The organism is Pseudomonas sp. RIT-PI-AD (assembly GCF_025642785.1).
In the GTDB taxonomy this organism is placed as follows: Bacteria; Pseudomonadota; Gammaproteobacteria; order Pseudomonadales; family Pseudomonadaceae; genus Pseudomonas_T.
This window is the reverse complement of sequence record NZ_JANZKU010000011.1, coordinates 127,511-150,260: the sequence shown is the minus strand read 5'-3', so window position 1 is coordinate 150,260 and position 22,750 is coordinate 127,511. Positions and strand designations below refer to the sequence as shown.

Here is a 22,750-nt window from a genome sequence, read left to right as displayed (position 1 = left end):
TTAAAGAATGTATTTGGACAGGTCTTCGTTCTCGGCCAGTTCGCCGAGGTGGCTGTTCACGTAGGCGGCATCGATATGGATGGGCGCCTCGGTGTGCTGGCTGGCCAGGTCGGCCGCGCTGAAGGAGACCTCTTCCAGCAAGCGCTCCAGCAGGGTGTGCAGGCGCCGCGCACCGATGTTCTCGGTCTTCTCGTTGACCTGCCAGGCGATCTCCGCCAGCCGCTTGATGCCGTCCTCGGCGAAGGCGATGTTCAGCCCTTCGGTCTTCAGCAGCTCGCGATACTGCTCGGTGAGCGAGGCGTGGGGTTCGGTGAGGATGCGCTCGAAGTCTTCCGGCGACAACGCCTTGAGTTCCACGCGGATCGGCAGGCGGCCTTGGAGCTCCGGGACCAGGTCGCTGGGCTTGGACAGATGGAAGGCACCGGAGGCGATGAACAGGATATGGTCGGTCTTCACCATGCCCAGCTTGGTGTTCACCGTGCAGCCCTCGATCAGCGGCAGCAGGTCCCGTTGCACGCCCTCGCGGGACACGTCGGCGCCGCCGACGTTGCCGCGCTTGGCGACCTTGTCGATCTCGTCGATGAAGACGATGCCGTGCTGTTCCACCGCTTCGAGGGCCTTGGCCTTGAGCTCCTCCTCGTTGACCAGGCGGCCCGCTTCCTCGTCGCGAACCAGCTTGAGCGCGTCCTTGACCTTGAGCTTGCGAGCTTTCTTCTTGCCCTTGCCCATGTTGGCGAAGAGGCTCTGCAACTGGCTGGTCATCTCTTCCATGCCCGGCGGGGTCATGATCTCGATGCCGGCCGGCTGCTCGGCCACTTCGATGTCGATTTCCTTGTCGTCCAGCTGGCCCTCGCGCAGGCGTTTGCGGAACAGCTGGCGGGTGTTGGAGTCCTGGCTCGGGGCCGGGTCTTCGTTGAAGCCGAGACGCGGCGGCGGCAGCAGTGCATCGAGGATGCGTTCCTCGGCGGCGTCCTCGGCGCGGTGGCGCACGCGGATCATTTCCTGCTCGCGGAACAGCTTGATCGCCGCGTCGGCGAGGTCGCGGATGATCGACTCGACGTCGCGGCCGACGTAGCCCACCTCGGTGAACTTGGTCGCTTCCACCTTGATGAAGGGCGCGTTGGCCAGCTTCGCCAGGCGCCGGGCGATCTCGGTCTTGCCGACGCCGGTGGGGCCGATCATCAGGATGTTCTTCGGCGTCACCTCGGCGCGCAGCTCGGCGGGCAGTTGCATGCGCCGCCAACGGTTGCGCAGGGCGATGGCGACGGCGCGCTTGGCATCGTCCTGGCCGACGATGTGGCGGTTGAGTTCGTGGACGATCTCGCGGGGGGTCATGGACATGCGGAATGCTCCGGGGCTGGACCTCAGATGGCGGAGTCCAGCTCCTCGATGGTCAGGTTCTGGTTGGTGAAGACGCAGATGGAGCCGGCGATCTTCAGCGCGGTCTCGGCGACTTCGCGGGCGGACAGCGCCTCGGTGTGCTGCAACAGCGCCATGGCCGCGGCCTGGGCGAAACCGCCGCCGGAACCCATGGCGATCAGACCCTGCTCGGGTTCGACCACGTCGCCGTTGCCGGTGATGATCAGCGAGGCGTCCTTGTTGGCCACCGCCAGCATGGCTTCCAGGCGACTCAGGGAGCGGTCGGTGCGCCAGTCCTTGGCCAGCTCGACGGCGGCGCGGACCAGGTGGCCCTGGTGTTTCTCCAGTTGTCCTTCGAAACGCTCGAACAGGGTGAAGGCGTCCGCGGTGGCGCCGGCGAACCCGGCCAACACCTGGCCGTGATAGAGGTGGCGAACCTTGCGCGCATTGCCTTTCATCACGGTGTTGCCCAGGGAGACCTGGCCGTCGCCGCCCATGACGACTTTGCCGTGACGGCGGACTGAAACGATGGTGGTCAAGGGGAGAATCTCCACGCAGCGAGGCGTTATTGCCCAAGTGGAGATCATATGGGGGCGCGAACGGCGGGCTTCAAGCGGAAGCCTCAGGCCGGCCCGTTGCGACGACGGGCCGGCGGGGCGGCTCAGTCGAGCACGCCGGAGAGGATTTCATAGACGATGCCGGTGGTCAGCGCGACCAGGATCATGTCGCTGCCGACCCGGCGCCATTCGTAGCCCTCGTAGTGCGGCAGTCGGTCCAGCAACGGCGGCGGCAGGCGCTTGCCGTAGCCCTGGGGCAGCGGGCGACCCTTGACGATGGCGACATGCTGCACGGCGGGACCCCTACCGATCTCGTCGCGGTGCTCGCGGATGTCCCGGCGCGCCTGGTCGAAGTCCATGGGTGGCGCCTCGCGCCGGCCGTTCGCTCCATTGTCCGCACCCCTGGGCGGCGCACCACCATATCGACCGTTCTGACCGTTTTGCGGAGTACCGGGGGCTTGGGACGCGCCGTGCGGCTGCCCCTGGGGATCGCGCGGACCTCTGTCGTTACCCGGCCCGGGCGCGGCCAGGGCCAGCGAGCCGTACAGATAGAACAGAGCGCACAGGCAGGTGGTGGAACGGTGGATCGGACGCATGGCTACCCCTTGGAATCGCGGAACCGGGCGCGCGAAGGCGTCGCCCCTGCCTGGCCTTAGTGGCGGGCCCCGGCGAGGAATTCCTTTGTATCCGGATCTTTACCCTGGCGGCAGCAGGAAGAGGCGATTGCGGATACGCGAGGCGACAGGATGCGTGTCGCCTCGCGCCCAGGGGTCAGCGGTTCTGCCGCTGTTGCAGGAGCAGGTTGCTGAACCCGCTGCCGGCGAGCTGTTTCTGCGCCACCGTCAATTGATCGCGGCTGGCGAAGGGACCGACCAGGACGCGGTACCAGGTTTCCTCGCGCACCGTGCCCGATTCCACCTGGACGTTCTGCCCGAGCAGGATGATCTGCGCGCGAACCTTCTCGGCATCGGCCTGCTTGCGGAAGGAGCCGGCCTGGAGGAAGAACTGGGTGCTGACCGGTGCCTTGGCCAGCACCGGCGGCGGGGGTGGCGGGGTCTGCCCGGCGAGGGCGGCCTCGGCGCGGGCGGTGTCGATCTTCGCCGCCTGCTCCGGGGTGACCGGGGCCTGGGGTTTGTCCGGCGGGGTCTGCGGAAGCGCGTCCGGCGGGACGATGACTTCCGATTCCGGCAGCAGGGTGTAGAAGTCGTACTTGGGCTTCACCGGCTCCTGGCTGGCCGGCGGAGGCGGAGTCGTCGGCTTGGTGGGCTGTGCGGTCGTGCCGGGGCGCTGGGCCTGCTCGGGCTTCTCCCGCTTGACCTCGTTACGGCCGGGTTCCAGCTTCATCAGGAACACCACGAAGGCGCCGATCACCAGCCCGCAAGCCAGCCACAGCCAGCCCGGCATCGGCTTTTTCGCCGGCGCCTGGTAGCGGCTGGCGCCGCGCTTCGGAGGGGCTTTTTTCTTCGCTGCCACTTACATGCGCTCCAGGGTTTCCAGGCCGAGCAGGTTCAGGCCTTGGCCGAGGGTGCGCCCGGTGAGGGCGGCCAGGCGCAGGCGGCTCTGCTGTTGATCCTGCTGTTCGGCAGCGAGAATCGGGCAGTGTTCATAGAAACTGGAGAAAAGCCCGGCGAGGTCGTAGAGGTAGGCGCAGAGCAGGTGCGGCATGCCTTTTTCGGCGACGTTGTTCAGCACTTCGCCGAACTGCGCGAGCTTGGTCGCCAGGGCCTGCTCCTGTTCCGCCTCCAGCCGGATGTGACCCGCCAAGGGCACGTCCAGCGCCTGGCCCAGCTTGCGGAACACACTGGCGACGCGGGTGTAGGCGTAGAGCAGGTAAGGCGCGGTGTTGCCCTCGAAGCTGAGCATCTGCTCGAAGTTGAAGCTGTAGTCGCTGGTGCGGTGCTTGGACAGGTCGGCGTACTTCACCGCGCCGATGCCGACGGCGCGGGCGATGTGGCGCAGCTCGACCTCGTCCAGCTCGGGGTTCTTGCCCTTGACCAGGGCGTAGGCGCGTTCTTCGGCCTCGTCGAGCAGGTCGATCAGCTTGACCGTGCCGCCGTCGCGGGTCTTGAACGGGCGGCCGTCGGCGCCGTTCATGGTGCCGAAGCCCATGTGCTCCAGGCGCATCCCCGGATGGACGAAATCGGCGCGGCGCGCCACTTCGAAGGCCATCTGAAAGTGCAGGGCCTGGCGCTGGTCGACGAAGTACAGGGCGCGGTCCGCTTTGAGCACCTGGCTGCGGTAGCGCATGGCGGCCAGGTCGGTGGTGGCATAGAGGTAGCCGCCGCCGGCCTTCTGCACGATCACCGGCAGCGGCTGGCCTTCGGCGTTCTTGAATTCGTCGAGGAACACGCACTGCGCACCCTTGTCCTCGGTGAGCAGGCCACGGGACCTGAGATCGGCGACCACCTGGGCCAGGTCGTCGTTGTAGGCGCTTTCGCCCTTCACGTCGGCCGGGGTCAGCTTGACGTTGAGGCGGTCGTAGACCTTCTGGCAGTGGCTCAGGGAAATGTCGTTGAAGCGATTCCACAGGCGCAGGCAATCGGCGTCGCCGGCTTGCAGCTCGACCACCAGCTGGCGCGCGCGGTCGGCGAACTCGGGGGACTCGTCGAAGCGTTTCTTCGCCGCGCGGTAGAAGCCTTCCAGATCCGCCAGCTCGCTTTCGGCGTCGATCGGTTGCTCTTCCAGGTAGGCCAGCAGCATGCCGAACTGGGTACCCCAGTCGCCGACGTGGTTCTGCCGGATCACCTCGTCGCCGAGGAACTCCAGCACGCGGCCGACGCCGTCGCCGATGATGGTGGAGCGCAGGTGGCCGACGTGCATTTCCTTGGCCAGGTTCGGCGAGGACAGGTCGATCACCACGCGCTGCGCCGCGCCGGCCTTGCGTACGCCGAGGTGCGGGTCGGCGAGGGCGGCTTCCAGGCGCTGAGCCAGGGCCTCGCCGTTCTGGAAGAAGTTGAGGAAGCCGGGGCCGGCGATGTCCACCTTGCTCACTCGCTCGTCGACCGGCAGGGCGGCGATCAGTTTCTCCGCCAGCTCGCGGGGCTTCATCCCCGCCGGTTTCGCCAGCATCAGGGCGATGTTGCTGGCGAAGTCGCCGTGGGTCTTGTCCTTGGTGTTCTCCACCTGGATCGTCGGCGCCAACCCCTCGGGCAGCACGCCTTCGGCGCTCAGGCGGGTCAGGGCTTGCTGGATCAGGTGGCGGATGACGTCTTTCATGGGCAGAGGCATAGGTCGGGCTACGGGGGCGGAATTATCAGCGGCACAGGCGCCCCCTGCAAGTTGAGGGGCTCGCCGGCGCCGCGGCGGGCTAGAACAGGTCGATCGGATCGACGTCCAGGGACCAGCGCACCGCGCGTCCGCCGGGCATCTGTTCGAGCACCGGCAACCACAACGCCAACAGGCGATGCAGCGGTGCCCGGGCATTGCCTTGCAGCAAGAGTTGCGCGCGGTAGCGGCCGGCGCGCCTCTCCATGGGCGCCGGCACCGGGCCGAGCAACTCGATGCCGCCCAGTTCCGCCTCGCCCATCAGGCGCTCGGCCTCGCCGCAGGCCTCGTCGAGGAAGCCCTCGGCCTGGCCCGGCTTGTGCGCTTCGGCGCGCAGCAGGGCGAGGTGGGAGAAAGGCGGCAGGCCGGCGGCGCGGCGTTCGCTCAAAGCCTGTTCGGCGAAGGCGAAGTAGCCCTGTTCGGTCAGTTGCACCAGCAGCGGGTGATCGGCGAGGTGAGTCTGGATGATCACCTTGCCCGGCTCCTCGGCGCGCCCCGCGCGTCCGGCCACCTGCACGATCAACTGCGCCATGCGCTCGCTGGCGCGGAAGTCGGCGGAGAACAGGCCGCCGTCGGCGTCGAGGATCGCCACCAGGGTCACCCGGGGGAAGTGATGCCCCTTGGCGAGCATCTGGGTGCCCACCAGGATGCAGGGTTCGCCGCGTTGGATGGTGGCGAACAGCGCGCTCATCGCGTCCTTGCGCGCGGTGGTGTCGCGGTCGATGCGCAGCACCGGCACCTGGGGAAAGAGCAGCGCCAGGCGTTCCTCGGCGCGTTCGGTCCCGGCGCCCACCGGGCGCAGGTCGAGGCGCCCGCAGGACGGGCAGTGGCTCGGGCGTCGCTCGGCGTGCCCGCAGTGGTGGCAGCGCAACTCGCCGGAGCGCTGGTGCAGGGTCATCCGCGCGTCGCAGCTGTTGCACTGGCCGATCCAGCCGCAGTCGTGGCACAGCAGGGTCGGGGCGAAGCCGCGGCGATTGAGGAACACCAGCACTTGCTGGCCGGCTTCGAGGGTCTGCGCGATGGCCTGTTGCAGCGGCATCGACAGGCCCGAATCGAGGGGCCGGCTTTTCACGTCCAGGCGCAGGAAGCGCGGTTGCTGAGCGCCGCCGGCGCGCTGGGTGAGGCGCAGCAGGGCATAGCGGCCGTTGTGGGCGTTGTGCAGGCTTTCCAGGGAGGGCGTGGCGGAGCCGAGCAGGATCGGCACGTTTTCCTGCCGCGCGCGCACCAGCGCCAGGTCGCGGGCGTGGTAGCGCAGGCCTTCCTGCTGTTTATAGGAGGCGTCGTGCTCCTCGTCGACGATGATCAGCCCGGGATTCTTCAGTGGGGTGAACAGCGCCGAACGGGTGCCGATGATGATGTCCGCTTCGCCGTCGCGGGCGGCCAGCCAGGCGTCGAGGCGGTCGCGGTCGTTGACCGCCGAATGCAGCAACGCGATCCGCGCGTTGAAGCGCCGGGCGAAGCGCTCCAGGGTCTGCGGGCCCAGGTTGATCTCCGGGATCAGCACCAGCGCCTGCTTGCCCGCCTCGAGGGTGCGATGGATCAGTTGCAGGTAGACCTCGGTCTTGCCGCTGCCGGTCACCCCGGCGAGCAGGAAGGCGTTGAAGCCGCCGAAGCTCGACTGCACGGCGTCGCAGGCGGCGCGTTGCTCGGGGTTGAGCGGCAACTCCGCCTGGGCCAGCCAGCCGGCGTGGCGCTCGGCCGGCGCATGGCGGCGCACCTCCATGCGCACCAGACCTTTTTCCAGCAGCAGGTTCAGGCTGTCGCGGTTGATCTCCAGGTGGGTCAGCAAGTGATGCGGTACGCCGTGGGGATGCTGCGCCAGGGTGCTCAGCGCCTGGCGCTGGCGCGGTGCGCGGGCCAGGCGCGGGTCTTCGGCGCGGGCGCCCTCGCAGGCCTGCCAGAAGCGCTCCTGGCGCGCCTCGGCCGGCTCGCCCTGGCGCAGCAGCACCGGCAACGCCCAGCTCAGGGTGTCGCCCAGGCTGTGCTGGTAGTACTGTGCCGTCCACAGGCACAGGCGGAACAGCGCGGCCGGCAGCGGCGAGACGCGGTCGAGCAGCTCCAGCGCCGGCTTGAGCTTGTCGGCCGGCACCTCGCTGTGGTCGACGACCTCCACCAGGATGCCGACCAGCTCGCGGCGGCCGAACGGCACCCGCAGGCGCATGCCGGGTTGCAGGGCGGCCGCCGGGATGCCGGGCGGCGCGCGATAGTCGAACAGGCGGCGCAAGGGCGAGGGCAAGGCGAGGCGCAGGATGGCGTCGGGCACACGGGCTTCCTCAGGAATCGACCGGCGATCTTAGCAGGCGCCACCGGCGGGTCGAGCCTCGGCGGTTACCGATGGACGGCGACTTGCGGCCCGTCGCCCCCGGGGGTATAGTCCGCCGCCTGTTTCCGTGCGGTGCTTGACATAGGGTCGAGTGGCGGCACGCCAGACACGAGGACATACCATGAAAGCCGATATCCATCCGAACTACGTCGCGATCGACGCCACCTGCAGCTGCGGCAACGTGATCAAGACCCGCTCCACTCTGGGCAAGAACATCAGCCTGGACGTGTGCTCCGAATGCCACCCGTTCTACACCGGTAAGCAGAAAGTGCTGGATACCGGCGGTCGTATCGATCGCTTCAAGCAGCGTTTCGGCGTATTCGGCACCAAATAAGCCGAAGAAGCCTCACGCGAAAACCGATGGCGTTTCTCGCGCGATTGAAAAAGGCGTCCCTAGTGGGCGCCTTTTTCGTTTCCCTGGCGGGCGTTTGCGCCGCCCGGGCGCAATGCCCGCTGGAGCCCGGGCTGCGGACGCTCGAGGTCAAGCAGGTGGTGGACGGCGACACCCTGCGCTTGGCGGATGGCCGCAGCGTCCGCCTGATCGGGGTCAACGCCCCGGAAATCGGTCGACACGGCCACGCCAGCCAGCCGTTCGCCGAGGCGGCTCGGCGGCGCCTGGCGGAGCTGGTAGCGGCCAGCCATGGGCGCGTCGGCCTGCGCCTCGGCGAGCAGCCCAAGGATCGCTATGGGCGGACGCTGGCCCACGTCTACGACCAAACCGGGCAGAACCTGGAGGCGCGTCTGCTCGAAGAAGGCTTCGGCTATCGCGTCGCCATCGCCCCCAACACGCGGCTGCTGGCCTGCCAGCGCGAGGCGGAGGCCTCCGCCCGGCGTGGCGCACGCGGCCTGTGGCGCGATCCGCCGCTGCTGAGCCCGCAGCGGATCGTCGAGAGCGGTTTCGCCCTGGTGCAGGGGCGGGTCGCGCGGGCGCAGCGCAACCGCGGCGGTCTCTGGCTGGAGCTTGACGGGCCCCTGGTAGTGCGCGTGGAATCGGCGCTGCTGAAAGGGTTTTCCAGGCGTTTCCCGCAATCCCTCGCGGGGCGTCGCGTCGAGGTTCGCGGCTGGGTGATAGACCGCTCGCGGCGCGGCGACGTACCGAGCGGGCAGGCGCGCTGGATGCTGCCGCTTTCCCATCCTGACATGATCGAGGTGCTGCCTTGAGCGGACGTCTTCTCCTGCTGTTCTCCTGGCTGGCGGTGCTCGCCGGCTGCGCGGTCAACCCAGTGACCGGGCGCAGCGACTTCGTGATGATGAGCGAACAGCAGGAACTCGAGCTGGGGCGTCGCTACAGCCAGGAGGTCGTCAAGCAATCCCCGCCCTACGCCGACGAGGCGTTGCAGGCCTACGTCCAGCAGGTCGGCGAGCGGGTGGCGCGCTACGGCCATCGCAGCAACCTGGCCTATCACTTCAGTGTGGTGGACTCGGCGGAGATCAATGCCTTCGCCTTGCCCGGCGGCTACATCTATATCAACCGCGGGCTGCTGGCCTACCTCAACTCGGAAGCCGAGCTGGCCGCGGTGCTCGGCCATGAGGTCGGGCACGTCACCGCGCGGCACAGCGTGCGGCAGCAAAGCCAGAGCATGGCCTGGGGGATACTCGGCCAGGCGGTGGCGATCGGCAGTGGGGTCAGGCTGGCCGGCGACCTGACCAATGCCCTGGGCAACGCCGTGGTCCGCGGCTATGGCCGCGACATGGAGCTGGAGGCCGACGGCCTCGGCGCGCAGTACCTGGCCCGCAGCGGCTACGACCCGCGGGCCATGATCGAGGTGGTGAAGATTCTCAAGAACCAGGAAATCTTCGCCCGCGACCAGGCCTCGCGCCAGGGCAAGGTGGCCCCGGTGGGCTATCACGGCTTGTTCGATACGCACCCGGACAACGACACCCGGCTGCACCAGGTGATCGGCCCGGCGCAGGCGTTGGCCGGCGGCCAGCAGGAAATCAACCGCGACGTGTTCCTGCAGCACCTGGAAGGGTTGCCGCTGACCGATTCCGCCGCCACCGGGGTGCGCCGCGGCCAGCGTTTCTTTCACGCCGAGCTGGGCTTCACCCTCGCCTTTCCGCCGCGCTGGACGCTGGAAAACCAGGCGAGCCGCCTGTTTGGCCTCTCCGCTGACGAGCAGGCGGTGATGCTCGTCAAGTTGGGCGAAGATCCCGGTGGGTTGGAGCCGCTCGAGTATATGTACAAGTACCTGGGCAGGCGCCTGCTGGCGGCGGAGGGTTTCGAGCAGAACGGCCTGCGCGGCGCCATGGCGATCCTTCCCGGCACGCCGGCGAAGCGGGTAGCGGTGATCTACAAGGATGGCCGACCCTTCTTCTTCGGCGGCGGAGTGCGCTCGGGCTCGCTGGAGGGCCATGACCAGGAGTTCGTCTCGGTGATCCGCAGCTTCCGGCCCCTGGAAGAACAGGAAAAGGCCCTCGCGCAGCCGCTGCGCCTGCATCTGATCCGCGCCACGGGCGTGCAGCGGATGGCCGACCTGGTCAAGGACGATCCGCAGCCGGACGAGGCCGAAGCGCGCCTGCGGTTGCTCAACAACCTTTACCCGAGCGGTGAGGCGAGCCCCGGCGAATGGCTGAAAATCCTGCGTTAGGCGCCCGCCCCGCCTCGGCGGGGCGTCTTGTCCGGGTCAGGCATCTTGCGTATCCTCGCCCGTCCGTCTCTTCATAAGTAAAGCGGAATCGCCACCATGTCTGATCTGAAAACTGCCGCTCTCGAATACCATGCCCATCCGCGTCCGGGGAAACTCAGCGTCGAGCTGACCAAGCCGACCGCGACCGCGCGCGACCTGGCGCTGGCTTACAGCCCGGGCGTAGCCGAGCCCGTGCGCGAGATCGCCCGCGATCCCGAACTGGCCTATCGGTACACCGGCAAGGGCAACCTGGTGGCAGTGATTTCCGACGGCACCGCGATTCTCGGCCTGGGCAACCTGGGCCCGCTGGCCTCCAAGCCGGTGATGGAAGGCAAGGGCGTGCTGTTCAAGCGCTTCGCCGGGATCGACGTGTTCGACATCGAGGTGGACGCCGAGAGCCCGCAGGCCTTCATCGACACGGTGAAGCGCATCTCCATCACCTTCGGCGGGATCAACCTCGAAGACATCAAGGCGCCCGAGTGCTTCGAGATCGAGCGCACCCTGATCGAACAATGCGACATCCCGGTATTCCATGACGATCAACACGGCACCGCCATCGTCACCGCCGCCGGCATGCTCAACGCGCTGGAAATCGTCGGCAAGAGCCTGCCGGAAGCCAAGGTCGTCTGCCTGGGCGCTGGCGCCGCGGCCGTTTCCTGCATGAAGCTGCTGATCAGCATGGGCGCCAAGGTCGAGAACATCTTCATGATCGACCGCAAGGGGGTGATCCACTCCGGGCGCGACGACCTCAATCAATACAAGGCGGTGTTCGCCCACGAGACCGACAAGCGCACCCTGGACGACGCCCTGACCGGTGCCGACGTGTTCGTCGGTCTCTCGGGCGCCAACCTGCTCAGCGCGGAAGGGCTCAAGCGCATGGCGCCGAACCCCATCGTCTTCGCCTGCTCGAACCCCGACCCGGAAATCAAGCCGGAGCTGGCCCATGCCACTCGCGACGATGTGATCATGGCGACCGGTCGTTCCGACTATCCGAACCAGGTGAACAACGTGCTGGGTTTCCCGTTCATCTTCCGCGGTGCCCTGGACGTGCGGGCCAAGCGGATCAACGAGGAAATGAAGATCGCCGCCGCCAACGCGCTGCGCGACCTGGCCAAGCTGCCGGTGCCCCAAGAAGTGTGCGATGCCTATGGCGGCATCAAGCTGGAGTTCGGCCGCGAGTACATCATTCCCAAGCCGATGGATGCCCGTTTGATCACGGTCATCTCCGATGCGGTCGCCAAGGCCGCCATCGAGACTGGCGTGGCCACCTTGCCGTATCCGAGCAACTATCCGCTGAAATCGGTGGATGACGTGTTCAACGGCTGACCGCGTCGCGGTCTGTCCCGGCCATGAAAAAGCCCCGCGATCGCGGGGCTTTTTCATGCAGGCCAGTCAGAACAGGTCGATCGGCGCCGCTTCGTCCGCCGGCAACGGGCTGCCGGGGCTGCCCAGGCTCGGGTCCAGCTCGCCCATGGTCGGTGGCGTATCCTCGCTCTTGAACATCTCGAAGAAGGCGCCGGGCGCCCCAGGCGCGGCGGCGCGCCCGCTGACGGGGTCGATGCGCAGGGTCAGCAGCCCTTCGGGTTCGGCGAGGGTGTGCGGGGGGCGATCCTTGAGCGCGGCGCTCATGTAGTTCATCCAGATCGGCAGGGCCACGGTGCCGCCGTACTCGTTGCGACCCAGGCTTTCCGGCTGATCGAAACCGGTCCAGACCGAGGTGATGTAGTCGGCGTTGTAGCCGGAGAACCAGCTGTCCTTGGATTCGTTGGTCGTGCCGGTCTTGCCGGCGATGTCGCCGCGGCCCATCGCCAGGGCGCGGCGACCGGTGCCGCGCTTGATCACGTCCTGCAGCATGCTGTTCAGGATATAGACGGTGCGCGCGTCGACGATCCGCTCGGCCGCCACCGGCTCCAGCGTGGGCCCTTCGGTGGCGGCGGCCTCGGCGACTTCCGGCGTATCGAGCTGGCCGGCGGGCGGGGCGTCGTGGGGAACGCTGGGCGGGTTGGCGATATACAGCGGCTTGCCTTCGCGGCTGTCGATGCGGTCCACGAGATAGGGCTGCACCTTGTAGCCGCCGTTGGCGAAGGTGCTCCAGCCGCCGGCGATTTCCAGCGGGGTGAGGGTCGCGGTGCCCAAGGCCATCGACAGGTTGTGCGGCAGCTCCTGCTTGTTGAAGCCGAAGCGGCTGATGTAGTCCACCGCGTAGTCGATGCCGATGGCCTGGAGCAGGCGGATCGATACCAGGTTGCGCGACTTGTACAGGGCCTCGCGCAGGCGGATGGGGCCAAGGAAAGTGTTGTTGTCGTTCTTCGGCCGCCAGATCTTGTCCGAGTTGTAATCGTCGACGAAGACGATCGGCGCGTCGTTGACCAGGCTGGCGGCGGTGTATCCGCGGTCCAGCGCGGCGCTGTAGAGGAACGGCTTGAAGCTCGAGCCGGGCTGGCGCTTGGCCTGGGCCGCGCGGTTGTAGTTGCTCTGCTCGAAGGAGAACCCGCCGACCAGGGCGCGGATGGCGCCGTTCTGCGGGTCCAGGGACACCAGTGCGCCTTGCGCGGCCGGGATCTGCGAGAAATGCAGGACGCCTTCGGCCATGCGCTGCACGCGGACCAGGTCGCCCACCTGCACGACGTCCGCCGGCTTCTGCGGCCTCGGCCCCATGCTGTTGGTGGTGAGGAACGGGCGCGCCCACTTCATGCTGTCCCAGTCGATGGTCTCTTCCTGGCCACTGCGCGTGAGCGCCAATACGCCGCTCTTTTCCACCTGGGTCACGATCGCCGGCTCCAGGCCGCCGACGTTGCGTTGCTTGGCCAGTTCCTGCAGCCAGGCTTCCCGGGTCATGCCCGGGAAATGGGTTTCCGGCCCGCGGTAGCCATGGCGCTGGTCGTAGGCGATCAGCCCGTCGCGTACCGCAGTGTTCGCCGCTTCCTGAAGGCCGCTCGGCACCGTGGTGGTGACGCGGAAGCCCTCGGTGTAGGCATCGCTGCCGTAGCGGCCGACCATCTCGGCCCGTGCCATCTCGGCTATATAGGGGGCGGTGAGCTCGGGCGTCGGCACGTGGTAGCTGGCGTCCACCGGTTCGTCGATGGCGGCCTGGTAGCGGGCCTGGTCGATGCGCCCGAGCTTGAACATGCGGCCGAGGATCCAGTCGCGCCGCTCCTTGCTACGGGTGGGGTTGACCAGCGGGTTAAAGCGCGAGGGTGCTTTCGGCAGGCCCGCGATCATCGCCATCTGCGCCAGGCTGGCGTCGCGAATCGATTTCCCGAAATACACCTGCGACGCGGCCTCGATGCCATAAGCGCGGTTGCCGAGGTAGATCTTGTTCACGTAGAGCTCGAGGATCTCGTCCTTGCTCAGCTCGCGCTCGATCTGCAAAGCGAGCAGAATCTCGTTGATCTTGCGTGAAAAGCTGCGTTCGCTGGTGAGGAAGAAATTCTTCGCCACCTGCATGGTGATGGTGCTGCCGCCGGACTGAATGTGGCCGCTCTTCAATAATTGCGTGGCAGCGCGCATCAAACTGCTGAGATCGACGCCATAATGGTTGGCGAAATTGTCATCTTCCGCTGCCAGCAATGCCTGGATGAATTCCGGGGGGATATCGGCGAAGCGAATGGGAGAGCGGCGCATTTCGCCGAATTCCGCGATCAGCTTGTTATCGCTGCTATAAACCCGCAGCGGGATTTGCAGCTGTATGCTGCGCAGCGAGTCGACGGACGGCAGCGCGGGGCTCAGGTAGAGATAAACGCCGCTGAAACTGAGCAATAGCCCACAAAATACAGCGACACAGGACCACCATAAAAACTTCAGCAGGCGCATCAAGGTTGTTGGATTTCCAGATAAAAGAATGAGTTAAGCGGAAGGCAAAGCTAAAAGGGTAAAACTGTTCACATTATAAGCGGTTTTTTTCCTGGGTAGCCATTTGCGCTTCTGTCAAGACTGTTATTTAATGTGGAAAAACATAAATCATCCGTAAGTTACGGATGCGGATAGGAAAACGGTCGTGCTAGGGCTCTTCAATAAGAAAGCGAATACGCTGCTGGGGATCGACATTAGCTCGACCTCGGTAAAGCTACTTGAATTGAGTCGCTCCGGAAGCCGCTACAAAGTGGAGGCTTACGCCGTCGAGCCACTTCCAGCCAATGCGGTGGTGGAAAAGAACATCGCTGAACTGGAGGGGGTCGGCCAGGCACTCGCGCGCGTCATCGCCAAGTCGAAGACGGGTGTGAAGGCAGCCGCAGTAGCCGTTGCCGGTTCGGCTGTCATCACCAAAAGCATCGAGATGGAGGCTGGCCTGTCCGACGACGAGTTGGAGAACCAGCTGAAGATCGAGGCGGATCAATACATTCCCTACCCTCTGGAGGAAGTCGCCATCGACTTCGAAGTGCAGGGGGTGTCGGCGCGTAATCCGGAACGGGTGGAAGTCCTGCTTGCCGCCTGCCGCAAGGAGAACGTCGAGGTGCGCGAGGCGGCGCTCGCACTGGCGGGCCTGACGGCCAAGGTCGTGGATGTCGAAGCCTATGCCTTGGAGCGCGCCTACAACTTGCTGTCCGAACACCTGGGTGGCGGACAGGACGAGTTGACCGTAGCCATCGTCGATATCGGCGCCACCATGACCACCCTGAGCGTGCTGCACAACGGCCGCACCATCTATACCCGTGAGCAGCTGTTCGGCGGCCGCCAGTTGACCGAAGAGATCCAGCGCCGTTATGGCTTATCGGTCGATGAAGCGGGCCTGGCCAAAAAACAGGGCGGGCTCCCCGATGACTACGACAGCGAGGTTCTGTTGCCGTTCAAGGAGGCGGTGGTCCAGCAGGTTTCGCGTTCGTTGCAGTTCTTCTTCGCTGCCGGCCAATACAACGATGTCGACTACATCTTGCTGGCAGGCGGTACCGCCTCGATTCCCGATCTGGATCGGTTGATCCAGCAGAAGATCGGTACGCCCACTCAAGTCGCAAATCCATTCGCCGACATGGCCCTGAGCGGCAAGGTCAATGCGGGCGCCCTGGCCAGCGATGCGCCCTCTTTGATGATTGCCTGTGGCCTGGCGATGAGGAGTTTCGACTGATGGCGCGTATCAACCTATTACCCTGGCGCGAGCAACTGCGCGAGGAGCGAAAGCAACGCTTCCTCGTCACGCTGGTCGGGGTCATCATCGTGGCGGCGGGCGTGATTTTCCTGGGTGATCAGTACCTGAACGGCGCGATCGAGAACCAGACTTCGCGAAACGAATTCGTTCGCAAGGAAATCGCTGTCCTGGATGCGCGCATCAAGGAGATCAGCGAGCTGAAGACCAAGCGCCAGCAACTGCTCGAGCGGATGAAGATCATCCAGGACCTGCAGGGTAACCGTCCGATCATCGGGCGCATCTTCGATCAGTTGGTTCGCACGCTTCCAGATGGCGTCTACTTCACCGATCTGAAAATGGCCGGCAAGGTCATTTCGATCGTAGGCGCGGCCGAGTCCAACAGCCGGGTCTCCAACCTCATGCGCAACCTGGACGCATCCGAGTGGCTGGAAGCGCCGACGCTGACGGAAGTGAAAGCAGTTACCGCGGGAGAAGTCGATCAGGCCAACATGTTCCAGCTCAACGTGCGCCAGACCCAGCCTTCGGTCGAAGCAGAAGGGGTGAAGAAATGAGTCTGGGTAAAACCCTTGGCAGTTTGCGCGAGGTTGATTTTTCCGACCTCGACCTGAACAACATCGGCTCCTGGCCTGCGGTCGTCCGTGGCATCGCGTGCCTGTTGATCTTCGTGCTCATCATTGCCCTCGGCTACAACTTCCATCTCAAGGATCTGCAGGAACAACTCGAGTCGCAGCAGAGCGAAGAGCAGACGCTCAAGCAGCAGTTCGAAAGCAAGGCGTTCCAGGCGGCCAACCTGGAGGCCTACAAGGAACAGATGGTCGAGATGGAGAACTCGTTCGGCGCCCTGCTGAAGCAGCTGCCTGGCGATACCGAGGTTCCGGGGCTTCTCGAGGACATCACCCGCACCGGACTGGGAAGCGGCCTGGAGTTCGAGGAGATCAAGCTCCAGCCGGAAGTAGCCCAGCAGTTCTACATCGAGCTGCCCATCCAGATCACCGTGGTAGGCGCCTATCACGACCTCGCCACCTTCGTCAGCGGCGTGGCCAGCCTGCCGCGTATCGTTACCTTGCATGATTTCGAGATCAAACCGGTGAGCGCGGAAAGCACGTCCAAACTGCGCATGAGCATCCTGGCCAAGACCTATCGCTACAACGAGAAAGGGGTGCAGAAATGATGCGTACCCGTCTCTTGTTGTGCGGCATGCTGATGATTGGCCTGGCCGGCTGTGGTGCGAGCAGCGACTTCAGCGATCTGCAGCGTTACATGGATGAAGTCAGGGCTCGGCCGAAAGGCACCATCGAGCCGCTGCCGAAATTCACGCCCTACGAGGCGTTCACGTACAACGCGTCTTCCTTGAGGAGCCCGTTCCAGGCGCCGGTGAAGATCGATCTTGCCAATCAACAGAAAGGCTCGAAGGTCGTCAAACCGGACGAAACCCGGGTCAAGCAATTCCTCGAGGGTTTCAATATCGAAATCTTCGAGATGGTTGGGACATTGTCCAACGATAACGGCGTTTTCGCTTTGGTCCGCGGTGCAGGAGGAGTGCACCGGGTCAAGATCGGTGATTACCTCGGGCGTAACCATGGACGCATAACCGGCATCAGCCCGGCCGAGATCAATGTGGTCGAGATCGTACCGGACGGTGATGGCGGCTGGCTTGAGCGTCCCCGCAGTATCACCCTGAAGGAGCGCTCCTGAGGGGGCGGGGATGACTATGAAAAAGAATGACAGATCTGCACAACGGAATCGGGCAATGAACAGATCCTTTACGCTTTTGGGTGTTTCGATACTATCGACGATACTGTCGCCCGCCCTGTTGGCCGCCACGCTCAACGCGATGGACGTCGCTTCGCTGCCCGGGGATCGGGTGGAGTTGAAGCTCGCCTTCGATGAGCCGGTGGCGAATCCTCGTGGTTACAGCATCGAGCAGCCCGCGCGCATCGCGCTGGACCTGCCGGGCGTTTCCAGCAAGCTGAATACCAAGAACCGCGAACTGGGCATGGGTAATGCGCGCAGCGTCACGGTGGTCGAAGCCAAGGACCGCACGCGCCTGATCATCAACCTGACATCGCTGGCGCCCTACAATACCCGCGTGGAAGGCAACAACCTGTACGTGGTGGTGGGCGGTACCGGCAACGGCGGTTCCACGACTACGCCTGCGAAAGTGGCTGCGGCCCCGGTCGCCTCCTCCACGGCCGTCGCCCGTCCGGCTCCGGCGGTTTCCAGGCCTTACGTCGCTGCCAGCAAGTCGATTCGCAACATCGACTTTCAGCGGGGGGAGCAGGGCGAAGGCAACGTCGTCATCGAACTGTCGGATTCCTCCATCGCACCGGATATCCAGGATCAGGGCGGGAAGATTCGCCTGGACTTCGCCAAGGCCGAGTTGCCCGAATCGCTGCGGGTGAAGCTGGACGTGAAGGATTTCGCGACCCCGGTCCAGTTCGTCAACGCCGGCAGCGAAGGCGGCAAGTCCGTCATCACCATCGAACCGACCGGTTACTACGATTACCTGGCCTATCAGACCGAGAACAAGCTGACCATCAGCGTCAAGCCGTTGGCCAAGGAAGACGTGGAGAAGCAGCGCGCCGAGCGCTTCGCCTACAACGGCGAGAAGCTGTCGCTCAACTTCCAGGACATCGATGTGCGCTCGGTCCTGCAACTGATCGCCGACTTCACCGACCTGAACTTGGTGGCCAGCGATTCCGTAGCGGGCAACATCACCTTGCGTCTGCAGAACGTGCCCTGGGACCAGGCACTCGATCTGGTGCTCAAGACCAAGGGCCTGGACAAGCGTAAGGTAGGCAACGTGCTGCTCGTGGCTCCGGCCGACGAGATCGCCGCGCGGGAGCGTCAGGAACTGGAGTCCAGCAAGCAATTGCAGGAACTGGCGCCCCTGCGTCGGCAGATCATCCGCGTGAGCTACGCCAAGGCGTCGGATATCGCCAAGTTGTTCGAGCAAAAAGAAGGTGGCGCGGCCGTGGCGGCCGGCAACAGCGCCAATAACCAATCCTGGGGCCTCGGCCGCGGTTCGATGATCTTCGATGATCGCTCCAATAGCCTGATCGTTTATGAAACTCAGGAAAAACTGGACGAGATCACGCGTATCGTCGCGCAGTTGGACATTCCGGTGCGTCAGGTGATGATCGAGGCACGGGTGGTCGAGGCCAACGTCGACTACGACAAGAGCCTGGGCGTTCGCTGGGGCGGAGCCTTCGGCAAGGGTAATTGGCGGTCCTATGGCAAGGACGGCAACGTCGGTATCAAGGATGAGGACGGCTATAGCTGCGGTCCCTTCGCCGGACGGTGCACGCTGCCGACCACCAGTACCGGTAACAACCCGACTCCGTTCGTCGATCTGGGTGCTGCCAATAGTACCTCCGGTCTCGGCATCGGCTTCATCACCAATAACCTGATCCTCGATCTGCAATTGTCCGCCATGGAAAAGACTGGCAATGGCGAGATCGTGTCCCAGCCGAAGGTGGTGACCTCCGACAAGCAGACGGCCAAGATCCTCAAGGGCTCGGAAATTCCTTACCAGGAAGCCAGTTCCAGCGGCGCCACCACCACCTCCTTCAAGGAAGCGGCCCTGTCCTTGGAAGTGACCCCGCAGATCACCCCGGATAACCGGGTGATCATGGAGGTCAAGGTAACCAAGGATGCGCCGGACTTCGGCAATGCGTTGAACGGTGTTCCGCCGATCAACAAGAACGAAGTGAACGCCAACGTACTGGTCTCCGATGGCGAAACCATCGTGATCGGCGGCGTGTTCTCCAACCAGCAAACCTCCTCCGTGGAGAAGGTACCCTTCCTGGGCGACCTACCCTTCGTCGGTAGGCTGTTCAAGCGCGATCTGGTGCAGGACAGAAAATCCGAGCTGCTGGTCTTCCTCACTCCGCGCATCATGAATAACCAGGCCATTGCAGTGAGCCATTGATTCAGTGCCGAACTTGATCCTGGTAGGCCCGATGGGTGCTGGCAAAAGCACCATCGGGCGCTTGCTCGCCAAGGAGTTGCGCGTTCCTTTCAAGGACTCGGACAAGGAAATCGAGCAGCGTACGGGCGCCGACATCCCCTGGATTTTCGACGTGGAAGGCGAGCAGGGCTTCCGCGATCGCGAACAGGCGATGCTGGCCGAGCTGTGCGAGCTGGATGGCGTGGTGCTGGCCACCGGCGGTGGCGCCGTGCTGCGGGCCGCGAACCGCGAGGTGCTCTACGCGGGCGGGCGGGTGGTGTACCTGCATACCTCCGTGGAGCAGCAGATCGACCGTACCTCGCGGGATCGCAATCGTCCGCTGCTGCGAACGGGCGACCCCGGGCGGGTACTGCGCGACCTGATGGCGATTCGCGACCCGTTCTACCGGGAAATCGCCGATATCATCATCGAAACGGATGAAAGACCGCCGCGATTGGTCGTGATGGAGATACTCCATCGCCTGCAACAGTTGCCTCCCCGTTAAAGCGCACCGCGATCTGCGCTATCCTATCGCCCTTCATTATTGGGGGCTCCAATGCGGACACTTCAGGTCGATCTTGGCGAACGCAGCTATCCCATTTTCATCGGTGCAGGGCTGTTGATCCAGCCCGGGCTGTTCCAGCCCTATATCGCTGGCCGGCAGGTGGCGATCGTCACCAACGAAACCGTGGCGCCGCTGTACCTGAGCGCGCTCACCGATGCCTTGGCGGACTACGCCGTGGTGCCCGTCGTGCTTCCCGACGGCGAATCCTTCAAGAATTGGGAAACCCTCCAATTGATCTTCGACGGTCTGCTGCGCGCGCGGCATGACCGGCGCACCACCGTGATCGCCCTGGGCGGCGGCGTGGTGGGCGACATGGCGGGCTTTGCCGCCGCGTGCTACCAGCGCGGAGTGGACTTCATCCAGGTGCCGACCACGCTCCTGTCCCAGGTCGATTCGTCCGTGGGCGGCAAGACAGGCATCAACCACCCGCTGGGCAAGAACATGGTGGGGGCTTTCTATCAGCCCAAGGCCGTGGTGATCGATACCACCACCCTGGCGACCCTTCCGCCGCGCGAATTGGCTGCCGGCCTGGCCGAGGTGATCAAGTACGGACTGATTTGCGACGAGCCCTTCCTGGGCTGGCTGGAAAGCCACCTGCATCGCCTGCTCGCGCTCGATTCCGCGGCATTGACCGAGGCGATCGAGCGTTCCTGCGTGGCGAAGGCGCGGGTCGTCGGCGCCGACGAACGGGAATCTGGACTGCGCGCCACCCTGAACCTGGGGCATACCTTCGGCCATGCCATCGAGACGCACATGGGCTATGGCGTCTGGCTGCATGGCGAGGCGGTCGCCGCCGGCACCGTCATGGCCTTGGAGATGTCGATGCGCCTGGGCTGGATCGACGCCGCCGAGCGCGACCGCGGCATCCGCCTGTTGCAACGCGCGGGCCTCCCCGTTGTCCCTCCTGAGGGCATGTTGCCGGAACACTTCCTGGAACACATGGCAGTCGACAAGAAGGTGCTCGACGGGCGCCTTCGCCTGGTTCTGCTCAACCGCATGGGTGATGCCGTGGTAACGGCCGATTACCCGCGCGACGTCTTGGATGCGACCCTGCGTGCGGACTATCGCACCCTGGCCGCACAGCTCGGAGAGTAACGAAAGTCTCATGACCACTCTGCATGCCGACGAGGCCTTCCTCGGCCACTACCAGTTCACCCACGATCCGTTCGCTCCGCGCGTGCCCGGGTTCAAGTTCTTCCCCGCCCAGCGCAAGCCGGTCCTCGGGCAACTGCACCATCTGGCCCGCTACAGCCAACTGCTGCTGGTGGTGAGCGGTCCCGAGGGCAGCGGCAAGACGCTGTTGCGTCAGGCGCTGGTGGCCAGTACCAACAAGCAGACGGTGCAGAGCGTGGTGCTCTCCGCCCGCAGCACCGCGGAGTCCGGCGGCGTGCTGCGCCAGGTGGCGCAGTACCTGAACATGGCCCAGTCGGACGTGCGTTCGATCCTCGCCCAGATCGCCCAGTTGGCGTTGACCGGGCAGGAAGTGTACCTGCTAGTGGACGACGCCGAGCAGTTGGACGACGCCTCCCTGGAAGCCTTGCTAGCCCTGGCCGCGGGGTCCGCCGAGGGACGTCCGCACATTTTCCTGTTCGCCGACACCGCGATCCTGCCGCACCTGGACAGCCTGTCCGCGGGTGAAGAACGCTTCCATGTCATCGAGCTGCAACCCTACAGCGAAGAAGAAACCCGCGATTACCTGGCGCAGCGCCTGGCCGGTGCCGGGCAGGGCATCGAACTGCTGAGCGCCGAACAGATCGCCGACATCCACCTGCAATCGGAAGGCTGGCCGGGCGCGATCAACCAGATCGCCCGGGAAAGCATGATCGAGGCGATGCTTGCGTCCCGCGGTTCCGCCCGTGGCAAAGGGCTCGGGTTCTCCCTGCCGAAAAAGCACCTGCTGGCCCTGGCGGTCGTCGCGGTCGCCGTGGGTGCCGCCTGGTTCATGCAGGGTCGCACCAGCGCGGAGAAGCCGGCTGAACCGACCACCGCGCAATTGCCGCTGGGGCAGGGCACCGCCCCTGCCACCGAGGCGGCGCCCACTCCCGCCGAACCCGACGGCGGCAAGCCGGCCATCGAGTTCGGGGGCGCCAAGCCGCAGTCCTTGCCGATGACCGGGGCGCAGCCCGTGGTTCGCGAGCCCTTGGCCCAGGCAGCCGGGCAGGGCGAGCCTGAGGATGCGCCCGGCAACGAGCCGGCCGGTGCCGCCACGCCGCCCACCGTAACCAGCATCGCCCCGCCGGTCGGCGCCATCGCCGGAACCCCGCCTGCGCCGCCGCCGGCGGTGACCACCGCGCCGGCTCCGACGCCCGCTCCCGCCGCACCCGTGACCACACCCGCGCCGGTGCCCGCGCCGGTGAAGGCGCCGCAACCCACGGTGGCGAGTGCCGCCAAACCCGCCACCCCGGTCGCCCCGTCGGCACCGATCGCGGCCGCTCCCAAGCCCGCGCAGAACGCCGCCAAGCCGGCGCCGGTACCCGCGGGCGCGGCCAAGCCGACGGCGCCGAAAGTCGCCGAGAGTAAACCGGCCAGCGCGCCGGTGGCCCCCGGCGGCGACTGGTACCGTTCGCAGAGCGCGGGCAACTATGTCCTGCAGGTGCTCGGGACCCGTGCGGAGAGCAGCGCGAAAGCGTTCGTCCAGCAGAACGGCAGCGATTACCGGTATTTCCAGAAAACCCACGAAGGCAAGCCGCTGTACGTGGTCACCTACGGTAATTTCGCCAACCGCGCCGCCGCCCAGGCTGCTGTGAAGTCGTTGCCGGCCAAGGCCCAGGCGGGCAAGCCCTGGCCGCGTACCGTCGGAAGCATCCAGCAGGAAATCACCCAGTCCCGTTGAGGGGCTGGGTTTTTCAGGGCTATGACCAGTCAGTCGCTAGCATGACCTTTCGGTCGAATCCTTCGCTTTAGCGACATTAATTTTCATGGGCACGTCACGAACATTTGTGACGTACCCCCTCGCTATGTACAATGACCTCCCTTTGCCTGCGCAAAAGCCGGCGCTTAGTCCTGCGCGTAAGGTAAGCCTC

Annotated in this window: 19 protein-coding genes; 12 read left to right on the top strand and 7 right to left on the bottom strand. The window is 65.3% G+C overall.

Translation table 11 applies throughout. From position 1 onward, the window contains the following. From hslU to OGL92_RS12080, 6 genes are all read right to left on the bottom strand, one after another. A complete protein-coding gene (hslU, locus tag OGL92_RS12105; RefSeq protein ID WP_263143861.1) occupies positions 1–1,341 on the bottom strand; it encodes an HslU--HslV peptidase ATPase subunit in 1,341 nt (446 codons plus the stop codon). Between the two features lie 23 nt (positions 1,342–1,364). Next, the gene (gene hslV / locus OGL92_RS12100; RefSeq protein ID WP_263143860.1) at positions 1,365–1,898 is read right to left on the bottom strand and encodes an ATP-dependent protease subunit HslV; all 534 of its coding nucleotides are present in this window, start codon (positions 1,896–1,898) and stop codon (positions 1,365–1,367) included. 122 nt (positions 1,899–2,020) lie between these two features. Next, the gene (locus OGL92_RS12095) at positions 2,021–2,512 is read right to left on the bottom strand and encodes an anti-virulence regulator CigR family protein (RefSeq protein ID WP_263143859.1); all 492 of its coding nucleotides are present in this window, start codon (positions 2,510–2,512) and stop codon (positions 2,021–2,023) included. Positions 2,513–2,687: 175 nt separating this feature from the next. Further along, entirely contained in the window at positions 2,688–3,389 is a 702-nt protein-coding gene (locus OGL92_RS12090; protein WP_263143858.1) for an SPOR domain-containing protein, read from the bottom strand. Next, positions 3,390–5,132 carry an arginine--tRNA ligase gene (gene argS / locus OGL92_RS12085; RefSeq protein WP_263143857.1) on the bottom strand — a complete coding sequence of 581 codons (1,743 nt, stop codon included), beginning with the start codon at positions 5,130–5,132 and terminating at the stop codon, positions 3,390–3,392. It lies immediately after the preceding gene. A 91-nt stretch (positions 5,133–5,223) separates the two neighbouring features. After that, on the bottom strand, positions 5,224–7,443 hold the full coding sequence (locus tag OGL92_RS12080; RefSeq protein WP_263143856.1) for a primosomal protein N': 2,220 nt from the start codon (positions 7,441–7,443) through the stop codon (positions 5,224–5,226). A gap of 181 nt (positions 7,444–7,624) precedes the next feature. On the opposite strand from OGL92_RS12080, the gene rpmE reads away from it, so the two are divergent. From rpmE to OGL92_RS12060, 4 genes are all read left to right on the top strand, one after another. Continuing rightward, on the top strand, positions 7,625–7,837 hold the full coding sequence (gene rpmE / locus OGL92_RS12075; protein ID WP_263143855.1) for a 50S ribosomal protein L31: 213 nt from the start codon (positions 7,625–7,627) through the stop codon (positions 7,835–7,837). A 26-nt stretch (positions 7,838–7,863) separates the two neighbouring features. Next, positions 7,864–8,664 (top strand): thermonuclease family protein, encoded by an 801-nt coding sequence (locus OGL92_RS12070; RefSeq protein ID WP_263143854.1) that lies wholly within the window; start codon positions 7,864–7,866, stop codon positions 8,662–8,664. Next, positions 8,661–10,091: a M48 family metalloprotease gene (locus OGL92_RS12065; RefSeq protein WP_263143853.1), complete on the top strand. Its 1,431-nt coding sequence runs from the start codon at positions 8,661–8,663 to the stop codon at positions 10,089–10,091. The genes OGL92_RS12070 and OGL92_RS12065 overlap by 4 nt, the downstream gene beginning before the upstream one ends. A gap of 96 nt (positions 10,092–10,187) precedes the next feature. After that, positions 10,188–11,456: a malic enzyme-like NAD(P)-binding protein gene (locus OGL92_RS12060; RefSeq protein WP_263143852.1), complete on the top strand. Its 1,269-nt coding sequence runs from the start codon at positions 10,188–10,190 to the stop codon at positions 11,454–11,456. A gap of 66 nt (positions 11,457–11,522) precedes the next feature. On the opposite strand, the gene OGL92_RS12055 is transcribed toward OGL92_RS12060, so the two are convergent. Then, positions 11,523–13,943: a penicillin-binding protein 1A gene (locus tag OGL92_RS12055; RefSeq protein ID WP_263143851.1), complete on the bottom strand. Its 2,421-nt coding sequence runs from the start codon at positions 13,941–13,943 to the stop codon at positions 11,523–11,525. Positions 13,944–14,127: 184 nt separating this feature from the next. On the opposite strand from OGL92_RS12055, the gene OGL92_RS12050 reads away from it, so the two are divergent. From OGL92_RS12050 to OGL92_RS12015, 8 genes are read left to right on the top strand one after another with little or no spacing between them, the layout of a single operon-like run. Then, complete coding sequence (locus tag OGL92_RS12050; protein ID WP_263143850.1) at positions 14,128–15,192, top strand: pilus assembly protein PilM; 1,065 nt, start codon at positions 14,128–14,130, stop codon at positions 15,190–15,192. Next, positions 15,192–15,764 (top strand): PilN domain-containing protein, encoded by a 573-nt coding sequence (locus OGL92_RS12045; RefSeq protein ID WP_263143849.1) that lies wholly within the window; start codon positions 15,192–15,194, stop codon positions 15,762–15,764. The genes OGL92_RS12050 and OGL92_RS12045 overlap by 1 nt, the downstream gene beginning before the upstream one ends. Then, the gene (gene pilO, locus OGL92_RS12040; RefSeq protein WP_263143848.1) at positions 15,761–16,384 is read left to right on the top strand and encodes a type 4a pilus biogenesis protein PilO; all 624 of its coding nucleotides are present in this window, start codon (positions 15,761–15,763) and stop codon (positions 16,382–16,384) included. The genes OGL92_RS12045 and pilO overlap by 4 nt, the downstream gene beginning before the upstream one ends. Next, positions 16,384–16,908: a type 4a pilus biogenesis lipoprotein PilP gene (pilP, locus tag OGL92_RS12035; protein WP_263143876.1), complete on the top strand. Its 525-nt coding sequence runs from the start codon at positions 16,384–16,386 to the stop codon at positions 16,906–16,908. The genes pilO and pilP overlap by 1 nt, the downstream gene beginning before the upstream one ends. Before the next feature lie 55 nt (positions 16,909–16,963). Continuing rightward, positions 16,964–19,144 (top strand): type IV pilus secretin PilQ family protein, encoded by a 2,181-nt coding sequence (locus tag OGL92_RS12030; protein WP_263143847.1) that lies wholly within the window; start codon positions 16,964–16,966, stop codon positions 19,142–19,144. A gap of 4 nt (positions 19,145–19,148) precedes the next feature. Then, positions 19,149–19,667, top strand: a complete 519-nt coding sequence (aroK, locus tag OGL92_RS12025) for a shikimate kinase AroK (protein ID WP_263143846.1) — start codon at positions 19,149–19,151, stop codon at positions 19,665–19,667. A gap of 51 nt (positions 19,668–19,718) precedes the next feature. Then, positions 19,719–20,822: a 3-dehydroquinate synthase gene (gene aroB, locus OGL92_RS12020; protein WP_263143845.1), complete on the top strand. Its 1,104-nt coding sequence runs from the start codon at positions 19,719–19,721 to the stop codon at positions 20,820–20,822. 10 nt (positions 20,823–20,832) lie between these two features. Beyond that, on the top strand, positions 20,833–22,560 hold the full coding sequence (locus OGL92_RS12015) for an SPOR domain-containing protein (protein WP_263143844.1): 1,728 nt from the start codon (positions 20,833–20,835) through the stop codon (positions 22,558–22,560). Positions 22,561–22,750 lie beyond the last annotated feature (190 nt).